Annotated in this window: 14 protein-coding genes; 11 read left to right on the top strand and 3 right to left on the bottom strand. The window is 36.8% G+C overall.

What is annotated here, in order from left to right:
• Nucleotides 1-79: 79 nt before the first annotated feature.
• The 8 genes from AR685_RS14135 (at nucleotide 80) to AR685_RS14095 (ending at nucleotide 10,466) form a co-directional block, all read left to right on the top strand.
• A complete protein-coding gene (locus tag AR685_RS14135) occupies nucleotides 80-742 on the top strand; it encodes a succinate dehydrogenase cytochrome b subunit (protein ID WP_047444985.1) in 663 nt (220 codons plus the stop codon).
• A gap of 15 nt (nucleotides 743-757) precedes the next feature.
• Nucleotides 758-2,770 carry a fumarate reductase/succinate dehydrogenase flavoprotein subunit gene (locus AR685_RS14130; protein ID WP_047444982.1) on the top strand — a complete coding sequence of 671 codons (2,013 nt, stop codon included), beginning with the start codon at nucleotides 758-760 and terminating at the stop codon, nucleotides 2,768-2,770.
• 24 nt (nucleotides 2,771-2,794) lie between these two features.
• Nucleotides 2,795-3,562: a succinate dehydrogenase/fumarate reductase iron-sulfur subunit gene (locus tag AR685_RS14125; protein WP_047444980.1), complete on the top strand. Its 768-nt coding sequence runs from the start codon at nucleotides 2,795-2,797 to the stop codon at nucleotides 3,560-3,562.
• Nucleotides 3,563-3,744: 182 nt separating this feature from the next.
• A complete protein-coding gene (locus AR685_RS14120; protein ID WP_228376444.1) occupies nucleotides 3,745-5,292 on the top strand; it encodes a TlpA family protein disulfide reductase in 1,548 nt (515 codons plus the stop codon).
• A gap of 159 nt (nucleotides 5,293-5,451) precedes the next feature.
• Nucleotides 5,452-6,858 (top strand): 23S rRNA (uracil(1939)-C(5))-methyltransferase RlmD, encoded by a 1,407-nt coding sequence (rlmD, locus tag AR685_RS14110; protein ID WP_047444976.1) that lies wholly within the window; start codon nucleotides 5,452-5,454, stop codon nucleotides 6,856-6,858.
• Between the two features lie 37 nt (nucleotides 6,859-6,895).
• Nucleotides 6,896-9,370 carry a zinc-dependent metalloprotease gene (locus tag AR685_RS14105; protein WP_059124949.1) on the top strand — a complete coding sequence of 825 codons (2,475 nt, stop codon included), beginning with the start codon at nucleotides 6,896-6,898 and terminating at the stop codon, nucleotides 9,368-9,370.
• Nucleotides 9,371-9,376: 6 nt separating this feature from the next.
• A complete protein-coding gene (locus AR685_RS14100) occupies nucleotides 9,377-9,841 on the top strand; it encodes a DUF6452 family protein (RefSeq protein WP_059124948.1) in 465 nt (154 codons plus the stop codon).
• Nucleotides 9,807-10,466: a DUF6048 family protein gene (locus AR685_RS14095; RefSeq protein WP_047444972.1), complete on the top strand. Its 660-nt coding sequence runs from the start codon at nucleotides 9,807-9,809 to the stop codon at nucleotides 10,464-10,466. Before AR685_RS14100 ends, AR685_RS14095 begins: the two co-directional genes overlap by 35 nt.
• A 2-nt stretch (nucleotides 10,467-10,468) precedes the next feature.
• Here the strand turns inward: AR685_RS14095 and AR685_RS14090 are convergent, their stop codons facing one another.
• Complete coding sequence (locus tag AR685_RS14090) at nucleotides 10,469-10,960, bottom strand: hypothetical protein (protein ID WP_047444970.1); 492 nt, start codon at nucleotides 10,958-10,960, stop codon at nucleotides 10,469-10,471.
• Nucleotides 10,961-11,052: 92 nt separating this feature from the next.
• Between AR685_RS14090 and AR685_RS14085 the strand changes: the two genes are divergently transcribed.
• From AR685_RS14085 to AR685_RS14075, 3 genes are all read left to right on the top strand, one after another.
• A complete protein-coding gene (locus AR685_RS14085; RefSeq protein ID WP_052187953.1) occupies nucleotides 11,053-13,089 on the top strand; it encodes a M43 family zinc metalloprotease in 2,037 nt (678 codons plus the stop codon).
• Between the two features lie 370 nt (nucleotides 13,090-13,459).
• Complete coding sequence (locus AR685_RS14080) at nucleotides 13,460-15,331, top strand: M43 family zinc metalloprotease (RefSeq protein WP_165592821.1); 1,872 nt, start codon at nucleotides 13,460-13,462, stop codon at nucleotides 15,329-15,331.
• A 320-nt stretch (nucleotides 15,332-15,651) separates the two neighbouring features.
• On the top strand, nucleotides 15,652-20,109 hold the full coding sequence (locus AR685_RS14075) for a GEVED domain-containing protein (RefSeq protein WP_082671945.1): 4,458 nt from the start codon (nucleotides 15,652-15,654) through the stop codon (nucleotides 20,107-20,109).
• 128 nt (nucleotides 20,110-20,237) lie between these two features.
• Here the strand turns inward: AR685_RS14075 and coaE are convergent, their stop codons facing one another.
• Nucleotides 20,238-20,867: a dephospho-CoA kinase gene (coaE, locus tag AR685_RS14070; protein ID WP_052187947.1), complete on the bottom strand. Its 630-nt coding sequence runs from the start codon at nucleotides 20,865-20,867 to the stop codon at nucleotides 20,238-20,240.
• A gap of 2 nt (nucleotides 20,868-20,869) precedes the next feature.
• Nucleotides 20,870-21,736 carry an MBL fold metallo-hydrolase gene (locus tag AR685_RS14065; protein ID WP_059124946.1) on the bottom strand — a complete coding sequence of 289 codons (867 nt, stop codon included), beginning with the start codon at nucleotides 21,734-21,736 and terminating at the stop codon, nucleotides 20,870-20,872.
• Nucleotides 21,737-21,741: the final 5 nt, after the last annotated feature.

Genomic DNA, 21,741 nt, shown 5'->3' with positions numbered 1-21,741 from the left:
CTGTCTAATAGTGAGATTTCTCAGTTTTTAGTATTGTTAACATTTCCTAATTTTGTGGAAAATCAAATTTAAACTCAATATGGCAGGTTTAACAAGTTCTTCAATAGGAAGGAAATATGCGATGGCACTTTCAGCGATGTTTTTGCTGATCTTTTTGTTGATGCATTTATCCACCAACATGACATCTGTTTTCAGTGAAGATGTTTTCAATTCAGCTTCTCATTTTATGGGTTACAATCCGGCAGTTCAGTTCCTGATGCAACCTATTCTGATGTTTGCTGTAGTATTCCATTTTGCAATGGGATTTATCTTAGAAATAAGAAATAACAAGGCACGTCCTATTAAATATGCCGACAACAAAGGTTCTGCTAATTCTACATGGATGTCTAGAAATATGATTATTTCAGGTGCTGTGATTTTAGCTTTTCTTGCTTTGCATTTTTATGATTTCTGGTTTCCGGAGATGAACTTCAAATACATTGAAGGAAATGTTCCGAATGAAACAAGATATTGGGAAGAGCTTCACCATAAATTCCATGATCTTTGGAGAGTGGTTCTTTATGTAGTTGCTTTCGGATTGCTTGGTTTGCACTTAGCACACGGATTTCAATCTTCTTTCCAGTCAGTGGGAGCAAGGCACCCAAAATATACACCTGTAATTAAAGCATTCGGAAACTGGTATTCAATCCTTATTCCGCTTGGTTTTATTTTCATCGCAGTTTTTCATTACGTAACTCAATAATTTCAATATACTAATATGAGTAAATTAGATTCTAGAATTCCAGCTGGTCCACTTAAGGATAAATGGAAAAATCATAAAGACCATATGAACCTTGTTGCGCCTAACAACCGTGATAAAATTGATGTTATTGTTGTAGGTACAGGTTTAGCAGGAGGTTCTGCAGCTGCTACTTTAGCTGAGCAGGGATATAATGTAAAAGCATTTTGTTATCAGGATTCACCAAGAAGAGCGCACTCTATTGCGGCTCAGGGTGGTATCAATGCCGCTAAAAATTATCAAGGTGATGGTGACTCTACATACAGATTGTTTTATGACACTATTAAAGGTGGAGATTATAGAGCAAGAGAGGCAAACGTTTACAGATTAGCTGAAGTTTCAGCAAATATTATCGATCAATGTGTTTCTCAGGGAGTTCCTTTCGGTAGAGATTACGGCGGACAATTAGATAACCGTTCATTTGGTGGGGTTCAGGTTAAAAGAACTTTCTACGCAAAAGGACAAACTGGTCAGCAGTTATTATTAGGTGCATATTCTTCATTAAGCCGTCAAATCGGAAAAGGAAGAGTGAAAATGTACAACCGTCACGAAATGCTTGAACTGGTAATCGTAGACGGAAAAGCAAGAGGAATTATCGCAAGAAACCTGGTGACAGGTGAAATCGAAAGACACTCAGCTCACGCAGTAGTTATTGCTTCGGGTGGTTACGGAAATGTATATTTCCTTTCGACCAACGCAATGGGCTCAAACGTTTCTGCAGCTTGGAAAATTCATAAAAAAGGAGCGTACTTCGCAAACCCTTGTTATGTGCAAATTCACCCGACTTGTATTCCGGTTCACGGAACGCAGCAGTCTAAACTGACTTTGATGTCTGAATCATTAAGAAACTCAGGAAGAATCTGGGTTCCTAAGAAAATTGAAGATTCAGTTGCCATCAGAGAAGGTAAACTGAGACCTGAGAATATTAAAGAAGAAGATAGAGATTACTATTTAGAAAGAAGATATCCTGCATTCGGAAACCTAGTTCCTCGTGACGTTGCGTCTAGAGCGGGTAAAGAAAGATGTGATGCTGGTTTCGGAATCGAAAATAATGAAACTAAAGAAGGTGTTTACTTAGATTTCTCTACAGAAATCATTAAAAAAGGTAAAGAAGCTGCTATTGAAAAGCATATTCACAATCCTACAGATCAGCAAATTTATGACCTTGGAAAAGCTTGGATTGAAGAGAAGTATGGTAACTTATTCGTAATGTATGAAAAGATTACAGCAGACGATCCTTACAAAACTCCAATGAAGATTTATCCTGCAGTACACTATACTATGGGTGGTGTTTGGGTTGATTATAACTTACAGTCAACAATCCCTGGATGTTTCGTTATTGGGGAAGCAAATTTCTCAGATCACGGAGCAAACAGATTGGGAGCTTCTGCATTGATGCAAGGTTTAGCAGATGGATATTTTGTTCTTCCTTATACTATTGCAGATTATCTTTCTGCAGACATTAGAACAGGAACAATCCCTACGAATTCTGTTGAATTTGAACAGGCTGAAAAAGAAATTAAAGACAAAGTAAACTTCTTTGTTAACAATAAAGGAACACATTCGGTAGATCATTTCCATAAACAATTAGGACACATTATGTGGAATAAAGTTGGAATGGGAAGAACTCCTGAAGGCTTGAGAGAAGCAATTGCAGAAATTGATCAGGTGAAAAAAGATTTCTGGCAAAACGTGAAAGTGATGGGTGAAGCTGAAGGAATGAACACAGAGCTTGAAAAAGCCTTCAGAGTAGCAGACTTTATCGAGTTAGGACAATTGATGGCGATCGATGCTTTACACAGAAACGAATCTTGTGGTGGGCATTTCAGAGAAGATCATGCGACTCCAGAAGGTGAGGCAGAAAGAGATGACGTCAACTTCAAATATGTAGGAGCTTGGGAATATCAGGGGGATGATATCAAACAGGAAGTTCTGCACAAAGAAGATCTGATCTACGACAACATCGAAGTTAAAGCAAGAAGTTATAAATAATCTCCAACCTATAAATATAAAATTATGAGTGCAAAAAAAGGCCTTCATCTTACGCTGAAAATTTGGAGACAAAAAAATACAAAGACTAAAGGTCAGTTTGAGACCTATAAAATATCAGATGTTTCTACAGATTCTTCATTCTTGGAGATGTTGGATATTCTGAACGAGAACTTAATCAACGAAGGAAAAGAACCAATTGCTTTCGACCACGACTGTCGTGAAGGAATTTGCGGTATGTGTTCTCTTTATATCAATGGTAGAGCTCACGGTCCGGATACGGGAATTACAACCTGTCAGCTTCACATGAGAATGTTCAAAGACGGTGAAACCATCGTTATTGAACCTTGGAGAAGTGCAGCGTTCCCTGTGATCAAAGATTTGATGGTAGACAGAAGCGCATTCGACAGAGTAATGGCCGCAGGTGGATTTATCTCGGTAAACACTTCAGGGAATACTTTAGATGCTAACGCAATTCCTATTCCTAAAGAAGATGCAGACAAAGCAATGGATGCTGCGGCTTGTATCGGTTGTGGAGCTTGTGTTGCTTCTTGTAAAAACGGTTCAGCAATGTTGTTTGTCGGAGCTAAAGTTTCTCAGTATGCACTTTTACCTCAAGGTAGAGTAGAAGCGAAACGTAGAGTTTTAAACATGGTGAAAGCTATGGATGAAGAAGGATTCGGTAACTGTTCAAACACAGGAGCTTGTGAAGTAGAATGCCCTAAAGGGATTTCTCTTGAAAATATCGCAAGAATGAACAGAGAGTACATGGTTGCTATGGCAGACAGAGGATAATCTGTTTTAAAAATATAATAAAAATTTCGTCTTCTTTATTGAAGGCGAAATTTTTAGTTAAATGTTTCATAAAATCAGTTATTAAATAGCAGGAAGTTTATTGAAAAACTTATTTTTGCTTAATTATTAAAATCAAAATGAAATCGGAGATTCAGTCATTCAAAAAAAATAATATCACAATAATGATTAAAAAATATCTTTTGTTGTTTGTCATTGCTGTATTTGCAATGTCTTGTTCAAAAAAAGTTGAAGTAAAAGGAAAAATCGCAGGAAGCTCTCCGTTAGAGAGAGTAGAATTTGTTGAAGCTTCTGGTGTTGCTACTTTGCCACTCATAAACCTGGGCTTAGATAAAGACGGAAATTTTGCAGGAACTTTTGAAGCTCCTAAAAATGGAATGTACGTGATTAACTATGCAGGAAAGCAAAATTTAATCTTCCTTAAAGGAGGTCAAACTGTAAACATTTCAGGAAGTGCAGCAACATTCCCGAACGAATATGTAGTGACAGGTGATGCTAAAAATGATAACGATTTCTTCCAGGCAAGCCAGAAATTTCTTTCTACCTATGGACAAGGCTTAAATATCCAGGAAATAATGTCTGGTGATGAAGCTAAATATGTGAAAGGAATGCAAAAGATTGAAGCCGATATCAACAGAAATATCGATGAGAATGTAAAAAAATTCAATCCTGGGAAAGAAGTTGTTGAATGGAAAAAAACTGATGCAAAAGTTGCTATTCTTAACCTTATGGTTAATTATGAAATGAATAAAAAGCAAACATCTGGAAATCCCTCTTTCAAGCTAGGAAAAGTGTTTACAGATTATGAGAATAAATTAAAAGAAAACAATGACGAAATGGTGAAAACAAGCCCTTTCTACAGACAGTATCTTTTAACGAAAATGAGCCCAGACTTCCAGAAATTTGCTGAAGCAAAAAGCAAAGGGAAAACAGATATTAGCACTTCAGAATTGTTTAATGACTTTTTGAAATCTCAAAAGGAAGTTTCTCAAATCACTAAAGATTATTTGTTGGCATTTGTAATGGCTCAGTCTGATATTCATCCTCAGACTCCGGCTAAGACCACAGATAAAATCAAAAAAATCATTGAAGAAGACATTAAAGACGCTGGAATTAAAGCTGATATCAAAAAAATGCAGTTTACAATCAACGGATTTAAAATCGGTGATGACGCTCCAGAAGCTTCATTAGTAAAAGCGGACGGTTCAGCATACAAATTGAGCGATAATAAAGGAAAACCTTATGTGTTAGTTTTCTATGCATCTTGGAATCCTTACATCTCAGAAGGTACAGTACCTGTATTGAAAGAAGTTGTGAATTTCTATAAATCTAAAATGAATTTTGTTTTCGTAAACCTAGATGATACAAAAGATCAGTTTACAAAAACAAGCAATGCAATGATGAAAGGAATTCAGGGAACTAATGTTTACGCTGATGGTGGTCTTAGTTCTGATATTGCTAAGAAATATGGCGTTTACGGATTTAAATTACCAAACTTTATCGTTGTAGATAAAAACGGTAAAATTGCAAGCAGATCTTTTGTTAACTTAGGTGATCAGGAACTGATCACAATCTTAGACAAACAGACAGGTCTTTCTGCACCACAAGTGGCGCCACAACAGCAAATGATGCCACAAATGATGGATCCGTCTGCACAGCAACCAGCACCACAAGCTCAGGAAGCTCCTCAGCAACCGGCTCAGACAAAATAATAAAACTTATACAATAGAAAAAAACCTTGTCTTCGGATAAGGTTTTTTTTATTGTATTTTTGCAAAGTGAAACCGAAAGGTGAATCGTAATATAGAAAAAAAATAGAAATTTTGCGGAGATAAAAATAGAAGGTTAGCTCCGTAGTGATAGAAATTGTTATGAGAAAGAAGAAAGATGTCATTCTTGAAAATATAAAATTGTTTGCCGCAGGTGCAAAAGGTGTTGCCATAGGAAAAACTGAAGAAGGGAAAACCGTTTTGGTTTCCGGAGCGATACCTGGAGACGTGGTAAATGCGCGTGTGAAAAAGTCGAAGTCAAAATATTTTGAGGCTGAAGTAAAAGAAATTGTCGAGAAATCACCATTCAGAGTGGAGCCTAAATGTATTCATTTTGGAACATGTGGAGGTTGTAAATGGCAGAACATGAGCTACGACAAGCAACTGGATTTTAAGCAAGAAGAAGTTTACAATAATATTAAAAGAATCGGCGGAATCGATGATTTCGAGACAGTTCCTATTTTGGGTGCGGAAGAACAATACTTCTACAGAAACAAAATGGAATTTTCTTTTTCTAATGCAAGGTGGCTGACTCAATACGAAATCAGTTCAGAAGAAAACTTTGGCAGCAGAGATGCACTAGGTTTCCATATTCCCGGCATGTGGAGCAAAATTTTAGATCTGAAAGAGTGTTTTCTTCAAGAAGATCCATCAAACGCTATCCGTTTAGCCGTAAGGAATTTCGGAGTGGAGAATGGCCTAGACTTTTTTGATGTTAAGGAGCAGAAGGGTTTTCTGAGAACATTGATGATGAGACAGAACTCAAAAGGCGAATGGATGGTCTTGTTTCAATTGTACAGAGAAGAAAAGGCAAACCGTACAAAACTTTTCGATTATTTATTAGAAAATTTCCCACAGATCAAAACTTTGGTGTATGCCATTAATCCTAAACAGAACGATTCTATTTACGATTTGAACGTGAGTACGTATTTCGGGGAAGGGTTTTTAATGGAAGAAATGGATGGTCTTAAATTCAAAATAGGTCCCAAATCTTTCTTTCAAACCAATTATAAACAAGCTTTAGAATTATACAGAAAAACACTTGAATTTGCTGACTTAAAAGGTGATGAAGTAGTGTACGATTTATATACCGGAACCGGAACAATTGCGCAATATGTTGCCAGAAATGCAAAACATGTAATTGGAATTGAATCTGTACAGGAGGCAATTGATGCAGCAATTGAACATGCTGAACTAAACGGTTTGACGAATACCACGTTCTATTGTGGAGATATGAAAAACGTATTCAATGATGAGTTTTTAGAGAATCATCCAAAAGCTGATGTGTTGATTACCGATCCGCCAAGAGATGGAATGCATCAAAAGGTAGTAGAGCAAATTCTGAAATTGGCGCCAGAGAAAGTGGTTTATGTAAGCTGTAACTCTGCAACCCAGGCGAGAGATTTAGCCTTAATGAAAGATCATTATACTTTGGTCAAAATTTTACCGGTAGATATGTTTCCTCAAACACATCACGTGGAAAATATTGCATTATTGGTAAAGAAATAATTATTTTTAAATTTGAATAGACAAATCAGATATTGATATGATAAAAAACTGTAAAGCATTCTTGTTATTAACAGCTTTGGTTTTCAGCCAGCAAAATTTATTTTCTCAGGAAAAGCCTAAAGATTCTGTTGCGGCAAAAACCGATACTGCAAAGGTGAAAAAAGACGATAAAAAGAAAAGTCTGATCAAACCTTTTAAAGAAATCATTACCGATAAAGCGATATCTGATCAAGGTGTTTTTACAGTTCATAAAATAGACGACAAATATTATTTTGAAATTCCGGATTCTATGCTGAAAAAGGAATTTCTATTGGTGACAAGACTTACCAAAGCTGCTGCAGGAATGCGTTCTGGAACTTCAGGGTACGCAGGAGATCAAATCGGTCAACAGGTAGTCGCTTTTGAAAAAGGTCCGAAAGATAAAATATTGTTGCGTTCAATTTCTCACGTTGATTATGCGAAAGATTCTACATCGCAGATGTATAACTCTGTGACAAGAAATAATGTACAGTCTATCATTAAATCGTTTGACGTAAAAGCGTACGGCGTTAAGAAAAATTCTTCTGTGATCGAAGTAACAGATGTCTTGAATACAGATAATGAACTGACTTCCTTTTCGGTCTGGTCTAAAGACAATTACAGAGTTGGCGTTTTTCAGAAAGATATGTCATTTGTGAATTTTGTGAAATCTTTCCCGACGAATATTGAAATCAATACTACTAAAACGTTTGCAAGAACTTTAGGAACTCCTGTGGCTCCAGCTATTCCGGGAAGACCTGCCCCAAAAGTAAGTGGAAATTATACAGTGGAGATCAATTCTTCTTTTGTTCTTCTGCCGGAAAACAAAATGCAGTCAAGATATTTTGACCCGAGAGTAGGATATTTTACCGTAGGATACACAGATTTCGATCTTGATCCCCAAGGTGTAAAAAAGATTTCTCTGGTTAAAAGATGGCGTCTTGAACCAAAACCTCAGGATTTGGATAAATACAATAAAGGAGAATTGGTAGAGCCTGCAAAACCAATTGTATTCTACATCGATCCTGCAACACCGAAAAAGTGGGTTCCTTATTTAGTACAGGGTGTTAATGATTGGCAGAAAGCTTTTGAAAAAGCAGGTTTCAAAAATGCTATAATTGCAAAAGTTCCGGATCCTAAAGTAGATACAGAATGGAGTCTTGAGGATGCGCGATTTTCAGCGATTGTCTACAAACCTTCGGATGTACCGAATGCTTCAGGACCGTCAATTGCCGATCCGAGAACCGGAGAGATTCTTGAAAGTCATATCAACTGGTATCACAATGTAATGTCACTGCTGAGAAATTGGTATTTCGTACAGGCTTCACCGAACGATGCAAGGGCGAGAAAAATGGAATTCGATGAAAAACTAATGGGTGAATTGATCCGTTTTGTTTCTTCTCATGAAGTGGGGCATACGCTAGGATTAAGACATAATTATGGATCAAGTTCAACAGTTCCTGTTGCAAAATTAAGAGATAAAAAATGGTTGGAAAAGAACGGTCACACGCCCTCGATTATGGATTATGCGAGATTTAATTATGTTGCACAGCCGGAAGATAGTATTGGCGAGTCCGGAATTTTCCCAAGAATTGGTGATTATGATGATTGGGCTATTGAGTGGGGATACAAAAGATTCAATCAGTATAAAACTCCTGATGCAGAAAAAGAATATCTTAATAAGTGGGTGATTAAAAATCTTAAAAATGAAAGGTTGTGGTTCGGCACAGAATCCAATCCTCTAGACCCAAGATCACAAAGTGAGCAGGTAGGTGACAATGCCATGACTGCAAGTACCTACGGGATCAAAAATCTAAAGAGAATTGTTGATAATTTAGAAGAATGGACGAAAACTCCAAACGAAGATTACGCAAATCTCGACATGATGTACGATCAGGTGACTACTCAGTTTAGGAGATATTTAGGTCACGTTTCAAAATACATCGGTGGACAGATGGAAACTCCTAAAATGACAGAACAGTCGGGTTCAGTTTATGAAGCGGTTGCCAAAAAAGATCAGAAAGAAGCAATGAAGTTTTTAGAGGAAAATGTTTTCACAACACCGCAATGGCTGCTCAAGAAAGATATTTTTGAAAAGACGGGAAAAACTCCAGTAAAAACAGTTGAGGAGATTCAGAACGGAGTTTTGGGGAGAGTTTTAAGCCCTATGGTTCTTGGGAATATGTATCAGATGGAAGCTGTAGAGCCTAATGGATATTCTGTGATTGAACTGCTTTCAGATTTAAATGCTTCAATACTTACGAAAGAGAATGTAGATATTTACAGGAGAAATCTTCAGCGAAATTATATTGATTCACTAATAAAACTCGTTGATAATAAAGCTTCTGACAAATCAGATGTTTCTGCATTGGTTAGAGGAAATTTAAATTATATTAAAAAAGAACTTTCCGTACAGTCATCGTCCGATTTGGTAAATAAATACCATTATGAAGATTTGGTTTTCCGTATTGAAAAGGCTTTAGATCCAAAATAATTGACAATGAAAAGATTAGTATTATTCCTTATATTATCTGTCATGATGATTTCCTGTGGTGGAGACGACGATATATGCGAAAGCGGTGAAGGTACTCCGAGAATGAAGATCATGTTTAAAAATGCAGATAAAATTACGACTCTGGATTCTTTAAAGGTGTATGTAGATTATGGGGTAAGAACGGTTGATCTTGGATGGAGCCGAAATACAGATTCTATCTTGATACCTCTTCGTGTTGACGACTCGCCTTACACTGATTTCTTTATAAAAACTGCTGCAAAGGGTGATTCATCAAAAGTACGTGTGAGTTACACTACAAAATCAATTTATGTCTCACCAGGCTGTGGGGCAAAACTGAATTATCAAAATGTGAGCGGGCAATTATTAAAAGCAACTCCTGTCATAAAAGTAGAATCCGGACAAAACTTTATTGAAAATGAAGACAAAACTAATCTTTACCTCGTTTTTTAGTCTTTTAGGACTGCTTGTTTCTGCACAGGAAAAACAAGAGACAGAAAAAGAAAAATGGAAATACGAACCCAACTTCATGGTTGGGGTGGATGTTTTGAATACGGGTGTCTCCTTCTTTTCAGACAGGCAGCTTTTTCAGGGGTTTATCTCATCCAAAATAAAAGGAAGTATCCACGGGATTGTAGAAGCCGGATTTGAAAAAAACATCTATCAGAAAAACGGATATGATGCTACCGCCAACGGACCATTCTTTAAAGTCGGCGGTTTTTATATGCTGGCCAAAGATCCTGAAAATGAATTCAACGGTTTCTATGGCGGTGCAAAAATCGGAGGATCATTTTACAAGCAAGAATATTTTTCTATACCAATCCGCGGTTTTGGAGGAAGCAACTCTTCTGTTTCTATGCCTGCATCTTCACAGTCATCTTTTTGGCTGGAGGGAGCTATTGGTGGCAGAGTTCAGCTTTTTGAATCTAACTTTTTCATCGATGTCAATATGCAACCCAGGTATTTGATGGTAACATCAAAGCAGGACGAAGTTGTTCCCATGATTGTTCCGGGTTTTGGCAGAAGTTCATCCAAGTTTAATATGGGTTTTGCCTGGAATATTGCGTATAAGTTTTAAATTTACTTAGTATTCTTAGATTTTTGTAAGATTGTCCCACTAGGATCTTTAAGAGCATTGTAAAGTGCTTTCAACTTTTCATTTGGTATTCCAGCGTCGAAACTTGCAGAATGATAAGTTTTCCCATCAATATAGATTACAATATCACTTGATAAAGCAGCATCGGAAAAACGTCCTGTTGTAGGTGATTCCAAATTTTCAATTGTTGTTAAATTTAGCAAATTAACCTCCGTACATATTTTATCCCATTCTGAAACAGGCATTGCTAGGGTGGAGCTGCTGCCGTTTAATGTAGTGGTTTTTTCTTTTTTGGTAAAAGTGTATAATCTGTTGACTCCTCTTGATTGCTCGGTGAGTTCTATTTTTTCAATTTTAGCTGCTAGATTTTTTGTACCAACAGATGATGCAGGGTCAGCACTGTTTTTTTTGGGTAAATTACAAGAAGTAAATATCATTGTCAAAAAAGATAAGAGTACAGAAGTTAAAATTTTCATTTTTAATTATTTATAAGATATGTTAAATTACGATTAATTTTTCAAAGATTATCTTAAAAGAAATATATTTGCAAATATAAATAAATAAGAAAATGCATAAATTTATTAGTTTTAAATTTCTTTTTTTATTATCGATGATTCTTGCTGGTGGAATGAGTGCCCAGATTACAGAAAAAGTTAATAAGAAAAATGGAAATTTTGAAAGAAAATCTGCAGAGGAAAAATCTCATTCTCATGGATTTGATAGATGTTCTACAGATGAGTATGAAAAATATCTTCAGGCTAAATTTCCAAAAAGATTGTCAGTACAGGAATACGAGGCGTGGTTAGCACCTTTAGTTGAACAAGCAATAGCAAATAAATCTCAAAATGGTAACATAATTACTATTCCGGTAGTAGTACACGTCATCCACAGTGGACAAAATGTGGGAGCTGCCCCGAATATTACAGATAATCAGGTTATATCACAAATTACTGTAATGAATAATGATTTCAGAAGAATGGCAGGTACACCTGGTTTTAACAGTAATGTTGTGGGTGCAGATACTATGATTCAATTTGCCTTGGCTAAAGTAGACCCTAATGGAAATCCTACAAATGGAATTGATAGAGTAAATCTTTGTCAGGATAACTGGAGTCAGGATGATATTGATGATTATGTAAAGCCTCAGACAATTTGGGATCCTACTCAATATATGAATATGTGGAGCGTGAATTTCGCAGATGCAAGTCTTCTTGGTTATGCACAGTTTCCTTCAAATTCAGGTTTAGGGGGGCTAAATGCAAATGGAGGTATAGCAAATACTGATGGGGTCGTTGCAAATTTTGCGACCTTTGGAAGCAGTACATATAATGACGGTACTTTTATGCTGTCTGCTCCATATGATAAAGGGAGAACGATGACTCATGAAGTTGGTCACTTCTTGGGTTTAAGACATATTTGGGGAGATACCACTTCATGTGTGGTTAATGCTACAGATAGTAATAATGATTATTGTATTGATACACCCGCAGCGGCTGGACCAAATTATAATTGTGTAACCATCGATTCTTGTCCCGCAAGTCCCGGTAGTGATATGATAGAGAATTACATGGACTATACGACAGATATTTGTATGAATATCTTTACAATTAATCAAGCAGCAAGAATTACGGCAGTAATGAATAACTCTCCTAGAAGAAGTACACTTAAAACTTCTACTAAAGATATTGCGTTACCCTTATTTGCAAATGATGCAGAGGTCAAAATTGATGGTGGATGTTTAATAGGAGTTTGTGGCGGAGGAGTTCTACGTCTAAATCTTTACAACAGAGGAACGGCTAATCTTACATCAGCTACTATTTCGTATACTTTTAGTGGTGGTTCTGCACAAACTTATTCTTGGACGGGAAATTTAGCACAAGATAAATTCAGTGTTATCAGTATTCCTGTTCCTGCGAGTGTTGCTACCTCATCCGTTACTACCACAATTACAACTGTAAATGGAGGTGTGGATCAGAGGGCTTCTAATAATGTTTCAACGGGTATCTACAACCAGCCTGCAATACCTGATTACTTCAATACTTCTACTGTTGCATTTTCTTTGCAGAGAGATTATTATGGTTCTGAAACAAAGTGGACTTTAAAAAACAGTGTGGGACAAGTCTTATATAGTGGTGGTCCTTATCCTGATTCTACTACACCAGTATTGCCTGCAATAATAAATCAAACATGGACATTACCACTTGGTTGTTATACTTTCACAATATCTGATGCTTATGGGGACGGTCTTAATAGTAGTATAGGGGCTTATGTAAATCTGGCAACAAGCTCAGGACAAGTTATTTATAACGAAAGTGATGGTATTGGAAGCTATGGTACAAAATCTTTTACAACTCAGATTCTTGCTACAAACGAAGCCATAAAAGAAACATTTAGTATTTATCCAAACCCTGCAACCGATGTTTTAAACATCACTAAAGTTTCAGATAAAGCTAAATTCGAAATTCATAATGCAGTTGGGCAATTGGCTAAGTCTGGTATTATCACCAATAATCAAGTAAGAGTTGCTGAATTAGTAAAAGGAACGTATATTATTACGATAAAAGATAAAAATATCTCAGAAAGTATTAAGTTTATTAAAAAATAGATAATCATTTTAATTGAAAAACGCCCTAAACTTTAGTTTTTAGGGCGTTTTTTTATTTAAATATTAACCAACTATTTTAATTAAAAATATAGTTTGAATTTAGCCGATAATAGAATGAAAAACCAGTAAAAACTGAAGATTTATTGTTAAAATTTCAATTAAGTAAAAGTTTTAGAACTGATATTTATGAAAAAAAAATTTATTAACTTATATTTGTCAAAAATAAAATAAATTTATAATGAAGAATTTTACTATGTCGAAAGTAATTTTAATTCTGTTTATCTCTTTGACTAACATGATGTTTGCTCAAAGATTAGTAGATGATAAATTAGGTTTTGGTAAAGCTTATACAAATAGTGAGCTTAAGAGTTTGGATGGAACAATACGTTGTGCTTCTACTTCTTACGAGAAATTTTTACAGGATACTGATCCCAATAGAATGACTGATGCTCAGTTTGAAGCTTGGATCAAACCTCTTATCGAAAATGCAAAACAGAACAAATCTACGAGTGGAGGTATTGTTACAATTCCAGTAGTGGTACACGTTATTCACTCAGGTGAACCTTATGGTACCGGCGCAAACATTTCGGATGAGCAGGTTCAGTCTCAGATTACAGTTATGAATCAGGACTTCCGTAGGATGGCAGGAACCCCAGGTCATAATACGAGTGCAGTAGGAGCAGATATAATGATACAATTTGCATTGGCCAAAGCTGATGTTAATGGAAATCCTACGAATGGTATAGACAGGGTTAATTTATGCTACCCAGACTGGTCAACAGCTAATATTAATGGCTATGTAAAACCATTAACTATTTGGGCTCCTACGCAATATATGAATATGTGGAGTGTTAAGTTTTCTGATAATTCGTTGTTAGGGTATGCACAATTTCCCTCTAACTCTACGATACCTATGCCAGCTGGAGGGTCTGCTACTACAGATGGAGTAGTTGCAAATTATACAACTTTTGGAAGTACAGCTTATGGCGCTTTTCCTATGAATGCACCATATGACAAAGGAAGAACTATGACTCATGAAGTGGGACACTTTTTGGGATTAAGACATATCTGGGGCGATGGTAGTTGTGCTACTGATTACTGCGCAGATACACCAACTGCACATACTGCAAATTATGTATGTAATAAAACTATAGTAAGTTGTGACAATCCATCAGTTTTTGAAATGGTAGAAAACTACATGGATTATACGAATGATACTTGCATGAATATTTTCACTCAAAATCAGAAAGATAGAATAACAACTGTAATGAATAACTCTCCAAGAAGAGTTGAGTTGAAAACATCTACTAAAGATTTGCCAATTCCATTATTCGCTAATGATGCAGAAATAAAATTTGAAAACATATGCTCGCTTGATAATCTTTGTACCGGATATGTAGTGAAAATTATTCTTACAAATAGAGGTACTTCAGCTCTTACATCTGCGGTTATACCTTATACAATAAACGGAACTCCTTATTCATATAACTGGTCTGGTAACTTAGCACAAGATAAGTATGCTGTTGTATCATTGCCAATTCCTGCAACTGCATCAAACGGACCATTGACTGTTAATCTTACATCTGTAAATGGTGTGGCAGATCAGAGAGCTTCTAATAATGCGCTGACCGGAACTTTCACTAATCCTGGTATAGCTGCAAACCCAGGAACTAATTTTGTGTTTAACTTGCAATTAGATTATTGGGGAAGTGAGGTAAGTTGGAATCTGAAAAACGGTGCAGGTGCAATTGTCTACAGTAGTACTCCATATACGGATGTTCCTAATCCTACAACTTCTACTCCTCTTCCTGCGTTAATTACGCAAAACTGGGTGTTAAATACTAATGATTGCTATACATTTACTATTAATGATGTGTATGGTGATGGTATTTATGATAACGGAGGATTTTACAATATTAAAACAGCTGCAGGAGTTGATGTAATTGTAGGTTCTACATATTCGAAACAACAAACTAGAGCTGTGAAAGTTGGCATACTAGGAACTAATGATTTAACTAAAGATACATTTGCAGTTTATCCAAACCCAGCAACTGATATCCTAAATATCACAAAAGTTTCTAACAAAGCTAAGTTTGAAATTCATAATGCGGTTGGTCAAATTGTCAAAGCAGGTGAGATTAGCAATAATCAAGTGAGAGTTGCTGAATTGGTAAAAGGAAATTATATTATTACAATAAAAGATAAAAATATCTCAGAAAGTGTTAAGTTTATTAAAAAATAATCATATACCTTAAATACTACCAAATCCTCAGGTTTTCCTGAGGATTTTTTTTATAATGTAATCAGATGTGTGTTTTTAATGTTGTTGCAATAAAAAAAATGAGTAATTATATCTTCAAATAATAAAAATTGTTTAGATTTGTAGTTAATCTAAAATAATTGACGCCTATGACGAAATCGTTTACTTCTTTAATCCCATTTCTGATAACAGAAAATGAAATTCTTAATGAGAGAGGATGTCTCAAAACCATTACATTAATACACTAATTAATTAACTTATGTATAATTCTTGTATTCTAATCTATTTAAACAATTAATAAGATGAAGAAAATTTTACTTATTCTCACCTTTATGTTGGCTTTTGTTTCCAACATATCAGGTCAGACTGGGCAGATTGGAACGGGTACGGCATCAAATGGGGTGCTTCCGATAAATTCCTGTTACGGGTATAACTACTCACAGCAGATTTATACTGCCGCAGAGGTTACAGCTGCTATTGGCACGAGTACTCAAATTACTAAAATCAGGTTTTTTGTCAGTGCAACTGCAGCTACTCAGGGAAACTATAATCAATGGGTAGTATACCTAGGTAACACAGCCCAAAATGATTTTGCAACCACAACAAGCTGGGTGCCTGCTGCAAACATGACTCAGGTATATTCCGGTACTTTGCCGACCATGACTGATGGTACTTGGGTAGAGTTACCTTTAGCGACTCCTTTTCTATGGGATGGCGTAAGTAATCTTGTTGTCGCTGTAGATGAAAACTCTCCGAATTGGTCTTGTACGCAAAACTGGGGAAGCTACACGGCAGGAACAAACAGAGGAATGATGTACAGAAATGACAGTACAAACCCAGACCCTGCTGCTCCTCCTACTGCATTTACAAGACAGAGTGCTATTCCTCAATTGCAATTGGTAGCGTTTAACCCTTCCCCTTGTACTGTTGCAGCACCTACTGGTGTAACTGTAGGAAACTTGACGGCTACAACAGCTACTGTTTCTTGGAGTGCTAACTCAAATGCAACATATGTAGTGAGATATAGATTGCTTCCTGGTGGAGCTTATACAACTGTAAACATACCTGCGCTTACAAATAGCTACACAATTCCGGGTCTTAGTGAAACTACACAGTACGAAGTTGAAGTAGCAACAGTTTGTGGTGGAGTTACAGGTGCATATTCTACACCGGTTGCTTTCACGACCCCAGCGCTTTCTTATTGTACAGCAACATCCACGAGTATCAATGATGGGTATATTTCTAATGTTACAGCAAATGCGACCAACTCATATGTAATGAGTAACAACTCTGCCGGTGCATTCTATACGAATTTTGGTTTAGATCCTACCAAGCTGATTACTTTTGTTAGAAATTCTACTAATAATACGGTATCGGTTACTAAAACTTTTTCAGGCAGCTTCCAGTACTCTTTCGGTACGGGTGTTTGGATTGATTTTAACAGAAATGGAGTTTTTGAAACTACTGAACAGGTTCTGAACTCTCCAAGTAATACAACATCACCGGTAGTAAGTGCAGGATTTACCATACCTGCAGGTGCATACAACGGTAATCTTGCAACCCGTATGAGAGTGGTATTGAGAGAATCTGCATCTCCTACTGCATGTGGAAGTTTCACATGGGGAGAAGTTGAAGATTATGATGTTAAGTTTGTAGATTTACAACCTTGTACTACTGCTCCTCCTACTAATATTTCTGTTTCCAATTTAACGATTAGTTCTGCCACTGTATCATGGGTGGCTACATCGGGTGCTACATATATTATCAGATACAGAACAGGTACAGGTGCCTGGACGACGGTTACATTACCAACTACGACTCCACCAACGAGTATCTATAATATACTGAATTTAACTGAATCTACTCCTTATGAAGTACAGGTTGCTACAATTTGTGGTGGTGTTACAGGTGCATTTTCACCAAGTGTCAACTTTTCAACTCCATCGCTAAGTTATTGTACAGCTGTAGCTACAAGTGCTGATGAATATATTTCTAATGTTACGGTAACTCCTATTGGTTTACCAGCTATGGTAAGCACTTCGCCAATGGCAACAGCAGCACCATATTATTCAGACTACACTGCAGATCCTACAAGATTAGTTACTCTAATCAGAGGGACAGTTAATAATAATGTTTCTATTACAAAATCTTGGCCACCTGGCGGGTTTCAATACAGTGCGGCTGCAGGTGTTTGGATTGACTTTAACAGAAATGGTGTTTTTGAAACTAGTGAAAGAATTTTGACTGGAGCAAGTAATACCACTGCATTGGTTACGGCTAATTTCAATATGCCTACTGCGGCAGGTACCATTTACACGGGTAATTTAAATACAAGAATGAGGGTTATCCTTCGTGAATCTACAGATCCTTCACCTTGTGGTAGCTTTAGTTATGGTGAGGTAGAAGATTATGCTGTTAAATTTATTGATCTGCAGCCTTGTACTACTGCTCCTCCTACCAACATTACGGTGACTAACATGACCGCTACGACTGCGTATGTTTCTTGGTTGCCGACTGCAAATGCAACATATGTAATTAGATATAGATTGAATCCTTCAGGTCCTTGGTTACCAACAGCAGCTGGACAGACTTTACCAGCGGGAACACCAACAGGACAAAGTTTCTACACCATAACAAACCTTACTGAACAGACTACTTATCAGGTACAGGTTGCTACAATCTGTGGAGGTGTTACCGGAGCATTTAGTGCTTCAGTGAATTTCACTACACCACCGTTGACATATTGTCCGATGGTAGGTACAGGTACGAATGATTACATTTCAAATGTAAAAGTAACACCTGTGAACTTCCCTGTGATGGATAATACATCTTTACAGACGAATTATATCAGTTATACTACACCTGCGACGCTGATCAACTTAGAAGTAGGTTCTTCAGGAAACCAAATTTCAGTTGGAAAAGCTTGGGTAGGTACTACTTATGCTGATGCAGTAGATGTATATATTGATTATAACAGAGATGGAATTTTCGCAACAAGCGAAAGAATTATGAATTCTGCTTCAAGTACAACTACTCCTGTAACGGCAACATTTAATGTTCCGCAAGCTGGACCACTAGTGTATTCAGGACCATTAACTACTACGATGAGAGTTATCCTTAATAGAAATGGTGCTCCGGTAATGTGTGTGAATCCTGCAAACGGTGAAGTAGAAGATTATGCGGTGAAATTAAGACCATGTAGTAACGCTACTCCAACAAATGTAACGGTTGCTGCAATAACGCATACATCAGCGACAGTTAACTGGACTTCAGCACTAAATAATAATGCATTTATACTAGAATACAGAGCTGTTACGAATCCTGCTTCTGCATGGATTCCTGTTAATGCTTCTGTTTTGGCAGGAAACCCTCCTGTACAGCTTTCTGGTTTAACACCTGCTACAACGTATGAAGTAAGAATTGCAGCAGTTTGTGGAAGCGGTGGTGCAGGTGCTTATACTCCTATAAAACTTTTCACTACAAGATGTGATCCTACTCCTCCGAACGTAACGGTTACGAATATCACTTCAACTACAGCAGTTGTTACTTGGAACCCTATTGTTCCTAGCGCAACATATTTAGTAAGATACAGAGTAGTTGGTACTGCAACTTGGATCTCTGTTACTGTTCCTGCTCCGCCAGCGAACTCTGTGACATTAACGGGATTAAACTCTTATGTGACTTATGAAGTACAGGTAGCTAATCAGTGTGTGGGTGAAACAACTCCTAACCCATGGTCTAATCCTCAAGTATTTACTACAGTAAGAATTTGTGAAATACCACCTCCAGGATTGACGATTACTACATTGACACCAACAAGTGCAGAAGTAGTTTGGGATGCCTTCACAGGTGCAGGAGCTACAGGTAGCTATATCTTGAGATATAGAAAAGTAGGTATTCCTAGCTGGACGACTGTAACGGTTAATACAAACACGTATACCATCACTGGATTGTTAGAATTGACGAAATATGAAATGCAGGTAGCAAATGTTTGTTCGGGAACACCTGGTAACTTTACGCCTCCTTATTATTTCACAACGCCTACAGTGATTTACTGTCAGATGACTTCAGCTAACTCTGCAACAGAATATATTTCTAAGGTTACAGCTAAGCCGACAGGTAAACCGGAAATGACTAATGTTACGCCAGCATCAAATTATTCTGATTTTACAGGTATTCCATTGAATTATATTGAAATGATTCAAGGATCTACAGGTAACCAGATTATTGTTGATAAAACATTAACTAATGGAGCAACAGCAGGTGTGGCAATTTGGATTGATTTCAACAGAAACGGATACTTCGATATTAACGAAAGAATCCTTGCTGACGGACCAAATACCAACACTACAGCAACTGCAACATTCAACGTTCCTGCTGACGCATTTGTAAGCATGACAGACTACAAATATGTAGTAATGAGAGTTGCAATGCAGAAAGATGGAATTCCTGTAAATTGTACCAACTTCGCAAATGGTGAAGTAGAAGATTATACAGTAAGAATCTCTAAGCAGCCTGTTGCAAATACAGTAAACCAAACGGATATCTTAATTTATCCGAATCCAGTAAGCACAGTGTTAAATGTAAAAAATATCAGCAAAAAAGCTAATTATAAAATTTACAGTGCTGCAGGACAATTGGTATCAAGCGGATTGATCTTAAACAACAAGATTGACGTGAGCAGATTAATTAACGGATTATATGTAATCGACATAGAAGACGTTAAGGGAACTATACAGAAGAAATTTATCAAAGAATAATAATAACTTCTAAACAATAGAATAAGCTCTCAGAAATGAGAGCTTATTTTTTTTCATGATACAGATGCAGATTGAAACAAAAAACTCGCTGATTAATATTCAGCGAGTTTTTTTATACTTGTAAGATTTTATTCAATCTCAAAGATTATTTTTTCGGTCTGTTCACGGAGATCATCCAAATTGGTATTATTGTAAATAATATAATCTGCTTGCTTTATTTTGTCCTTTTCCGGCATTTGATTATTCATTATTGTTTCGACTTCGCGGTAGGTTTTTCCGTCTCGATCCATCACCCTTTTGAGTCTTATATTATCTTCAGCTGTTACCAATAGAGATTTATAGCATTGAAGATTAAGTTTTAACTCAAACAATAATGCCGTTTCTTTAAAAACAAGATATTTGGTTTGCCTCGAGACCCATTCTTCGAAATCTAACCGTACTGCAGGATGAATAATTCCATTCAACTGATGCAGCAGCTCATCATCATTAAAAACTTTACCGGCAACAAATTTTCTGTCATACAGACCATTTTCGCCATAAGCATCAGAGCCCAGGAGTTCTTGAATCTTACTCTTAACAGTTTCGTTGTCATTGACAATGGTTTTGGCTCTGTCATCAGAATAATACACTGGGAAGCCGCAGTTTTCGATAAACTGCGCTACCGTTGTTTTTCCTGAACCAATGCCACCGGTAAGACCTATTATTTTCGAGGCAGAATCAGGTTCTGCTTTTTGAGTTTCTGTCAATAATTCCTCCATAATTAATATCCGAAAACTTCATTAAAACTAAATGTTTCATCCAAACGCACACCCTTTTCAGTCATTTTCAGGCTGGCCAATTCGTTATGAGCATCATGCTCAAAGAATAATAAATAGTCATTATCCACACATTGTTTCAAAAACTTAGCTTTCTCTTCAATGGTCAAAAGTGGTCTTGTGTCGTAACCCATTACATACACTTGTGGAATATGTCCTGCAGTAGGAATTAAATCAGCTGCAAAAACAATTGTTTTTTCCTGGTATTGTACAACAGGAAGCATCTGCTTTTCGGTATGTCCATCTACAAAGATCACATCCATTTTAAGATCTGGGGCAAAACCATAATTTCCGTTAGCAGGCAATGGAATGAAACCCAGCTGGCCGCTTTCCTGAATAGGAAAAATGTTTTCCTTCAAAAAACTCGCCTTTTCTCGTGCATTGGGCTCGGTTGCCCACTGCCAATGGTTTTCATTCGTCCAGAACTGCGCATTCTTGAATGCAGGTCTGTAACCTGATCGGTCGTCATTCCATTCAATAGCGCCACCACAATGATCAAAATGAAGGTGTGTAAGAAAAACGTCGGTAATGTCTTCTTTCACAAAACCATATTTCTTTAAATTTTTATCTAAACTATCATCGCCCCAAAGAGAGTAATGGCCGAAGAATTTGTCATCCTGCTTGTTGCCGAGACCGCAGTCTACCAAAATCAGTTTTTTTCCGTCTTCAATTAATAGAGATCGGGTTCCTAATTCAATTAAGTTTCTTTCGTCTGCCGGATTGGTTTTTTCCCACAGACTTTTCGGGACGACTCCAAACATCGCTCCGCCGTCGAGCTTGAATTTTCCGCATTGGATAGGATATAGTTTCATATAAT

Origin of the sequence: Chryseobacterium sp. JAH, from assembly GCF_001507335.1 — a bacterium.
GTDB lineage: Bacteria > Bacteroidota > Bacteroidia > Flavobacteriales > Weeksellaceae > Chryseobacterium.
This window is presented reverse-complemented; position numbering and strand designations above follow the sequence as displayed.

Bases quoted from the DNA above. Each gene is read 5' to 3' on its own strand.
- coaE (WP_052187947.1), bottom strand. From the start codon at position 20,867: ATGGAGGAATTATTGACAGAAACTCAAAAAGCAGAACCTGATTCTGCC.
- AR685_RS14100 (WP_059124948.1), top strand. From the start codon at position 9,377: ATGAAAAGATTAGTATTATTCCTTATATTATCTGTCATGATGATTTCC.
- AR685_RS14120 (WP_228376444.1), top strand. From the start codon at position 3,745: ATGATTAAAAAATATCTTTTGTTGTTTGTCATTGCTGTATTTGCAATG.
- rlmD (WP_047444976.1), top strand. From the start codon at position 5,452: ATGAGAAAGAAGAAAGATGTCATTCTTGAAAATATAAAATTGTTTGCC.
- AR685_RS14085 (WP_052187953.1), top strand. From the start codon at position 11,053: ATGCATAAATTTATTAGTTTTAAATTTCTTTTTTTATTATCGATGATT.
- AR685_RS14105 (WP_059124949.1), top strand. From the start codon at position 6,896: ATGATAAAAAACTGTAAAGCATTCTTGTTATTAACAGCTTTGGTTTTC.
- AR685_RS14090 (WP_047444970.1), bottom strand. From the start codon at position 10,960: ATGAAAATTTTAACTTCTGTACTCTTATCTTTTTTGACAATGATATTT.
- AR685_RS14135 (WP_047444985.1), top strand. From the start codon at position 80: ATGGCAGGTTTAACAAGTTCTTCAATAGGAAGGAAATATGCGATGGCA.
- AR685_RS14130 (WP_047444982.1), top strand. From the start codon at position 758: ATGAGTAAATTAGATTCTAGAATTCCAGCTGGTCCACTTAAGGATAAA.
- AR685_RS14065 (WP_059124946.1), bottom strand. From the start codon at position 21,736: ATGAAACTATATCCTATCCAATGCGGAAAATTCAAGCTCGACGGCGGA.
- AR685_RS14075 (WP_082671945.1), top strand. From the start codon at position 15,652: ATGAAGAAAATTTTACTTATTCTCACCTTTATGTTGGCTTTTGTTTCC.
- AR685_RS14095 (WP_047444972.1), top strand. From the start codon at position 9,807: ATGAAGACAAAACTAATCTTTACCTCGTTTTTTAGTCTTTTAGGACTG.
- AR685_RS14125 (WP_047444980.1), top strand. From the start codon at position 2,795: ATGAGTGCAAAAAAAGGCCTTCATCTTACGCTGAAAATTTGGAGACAA.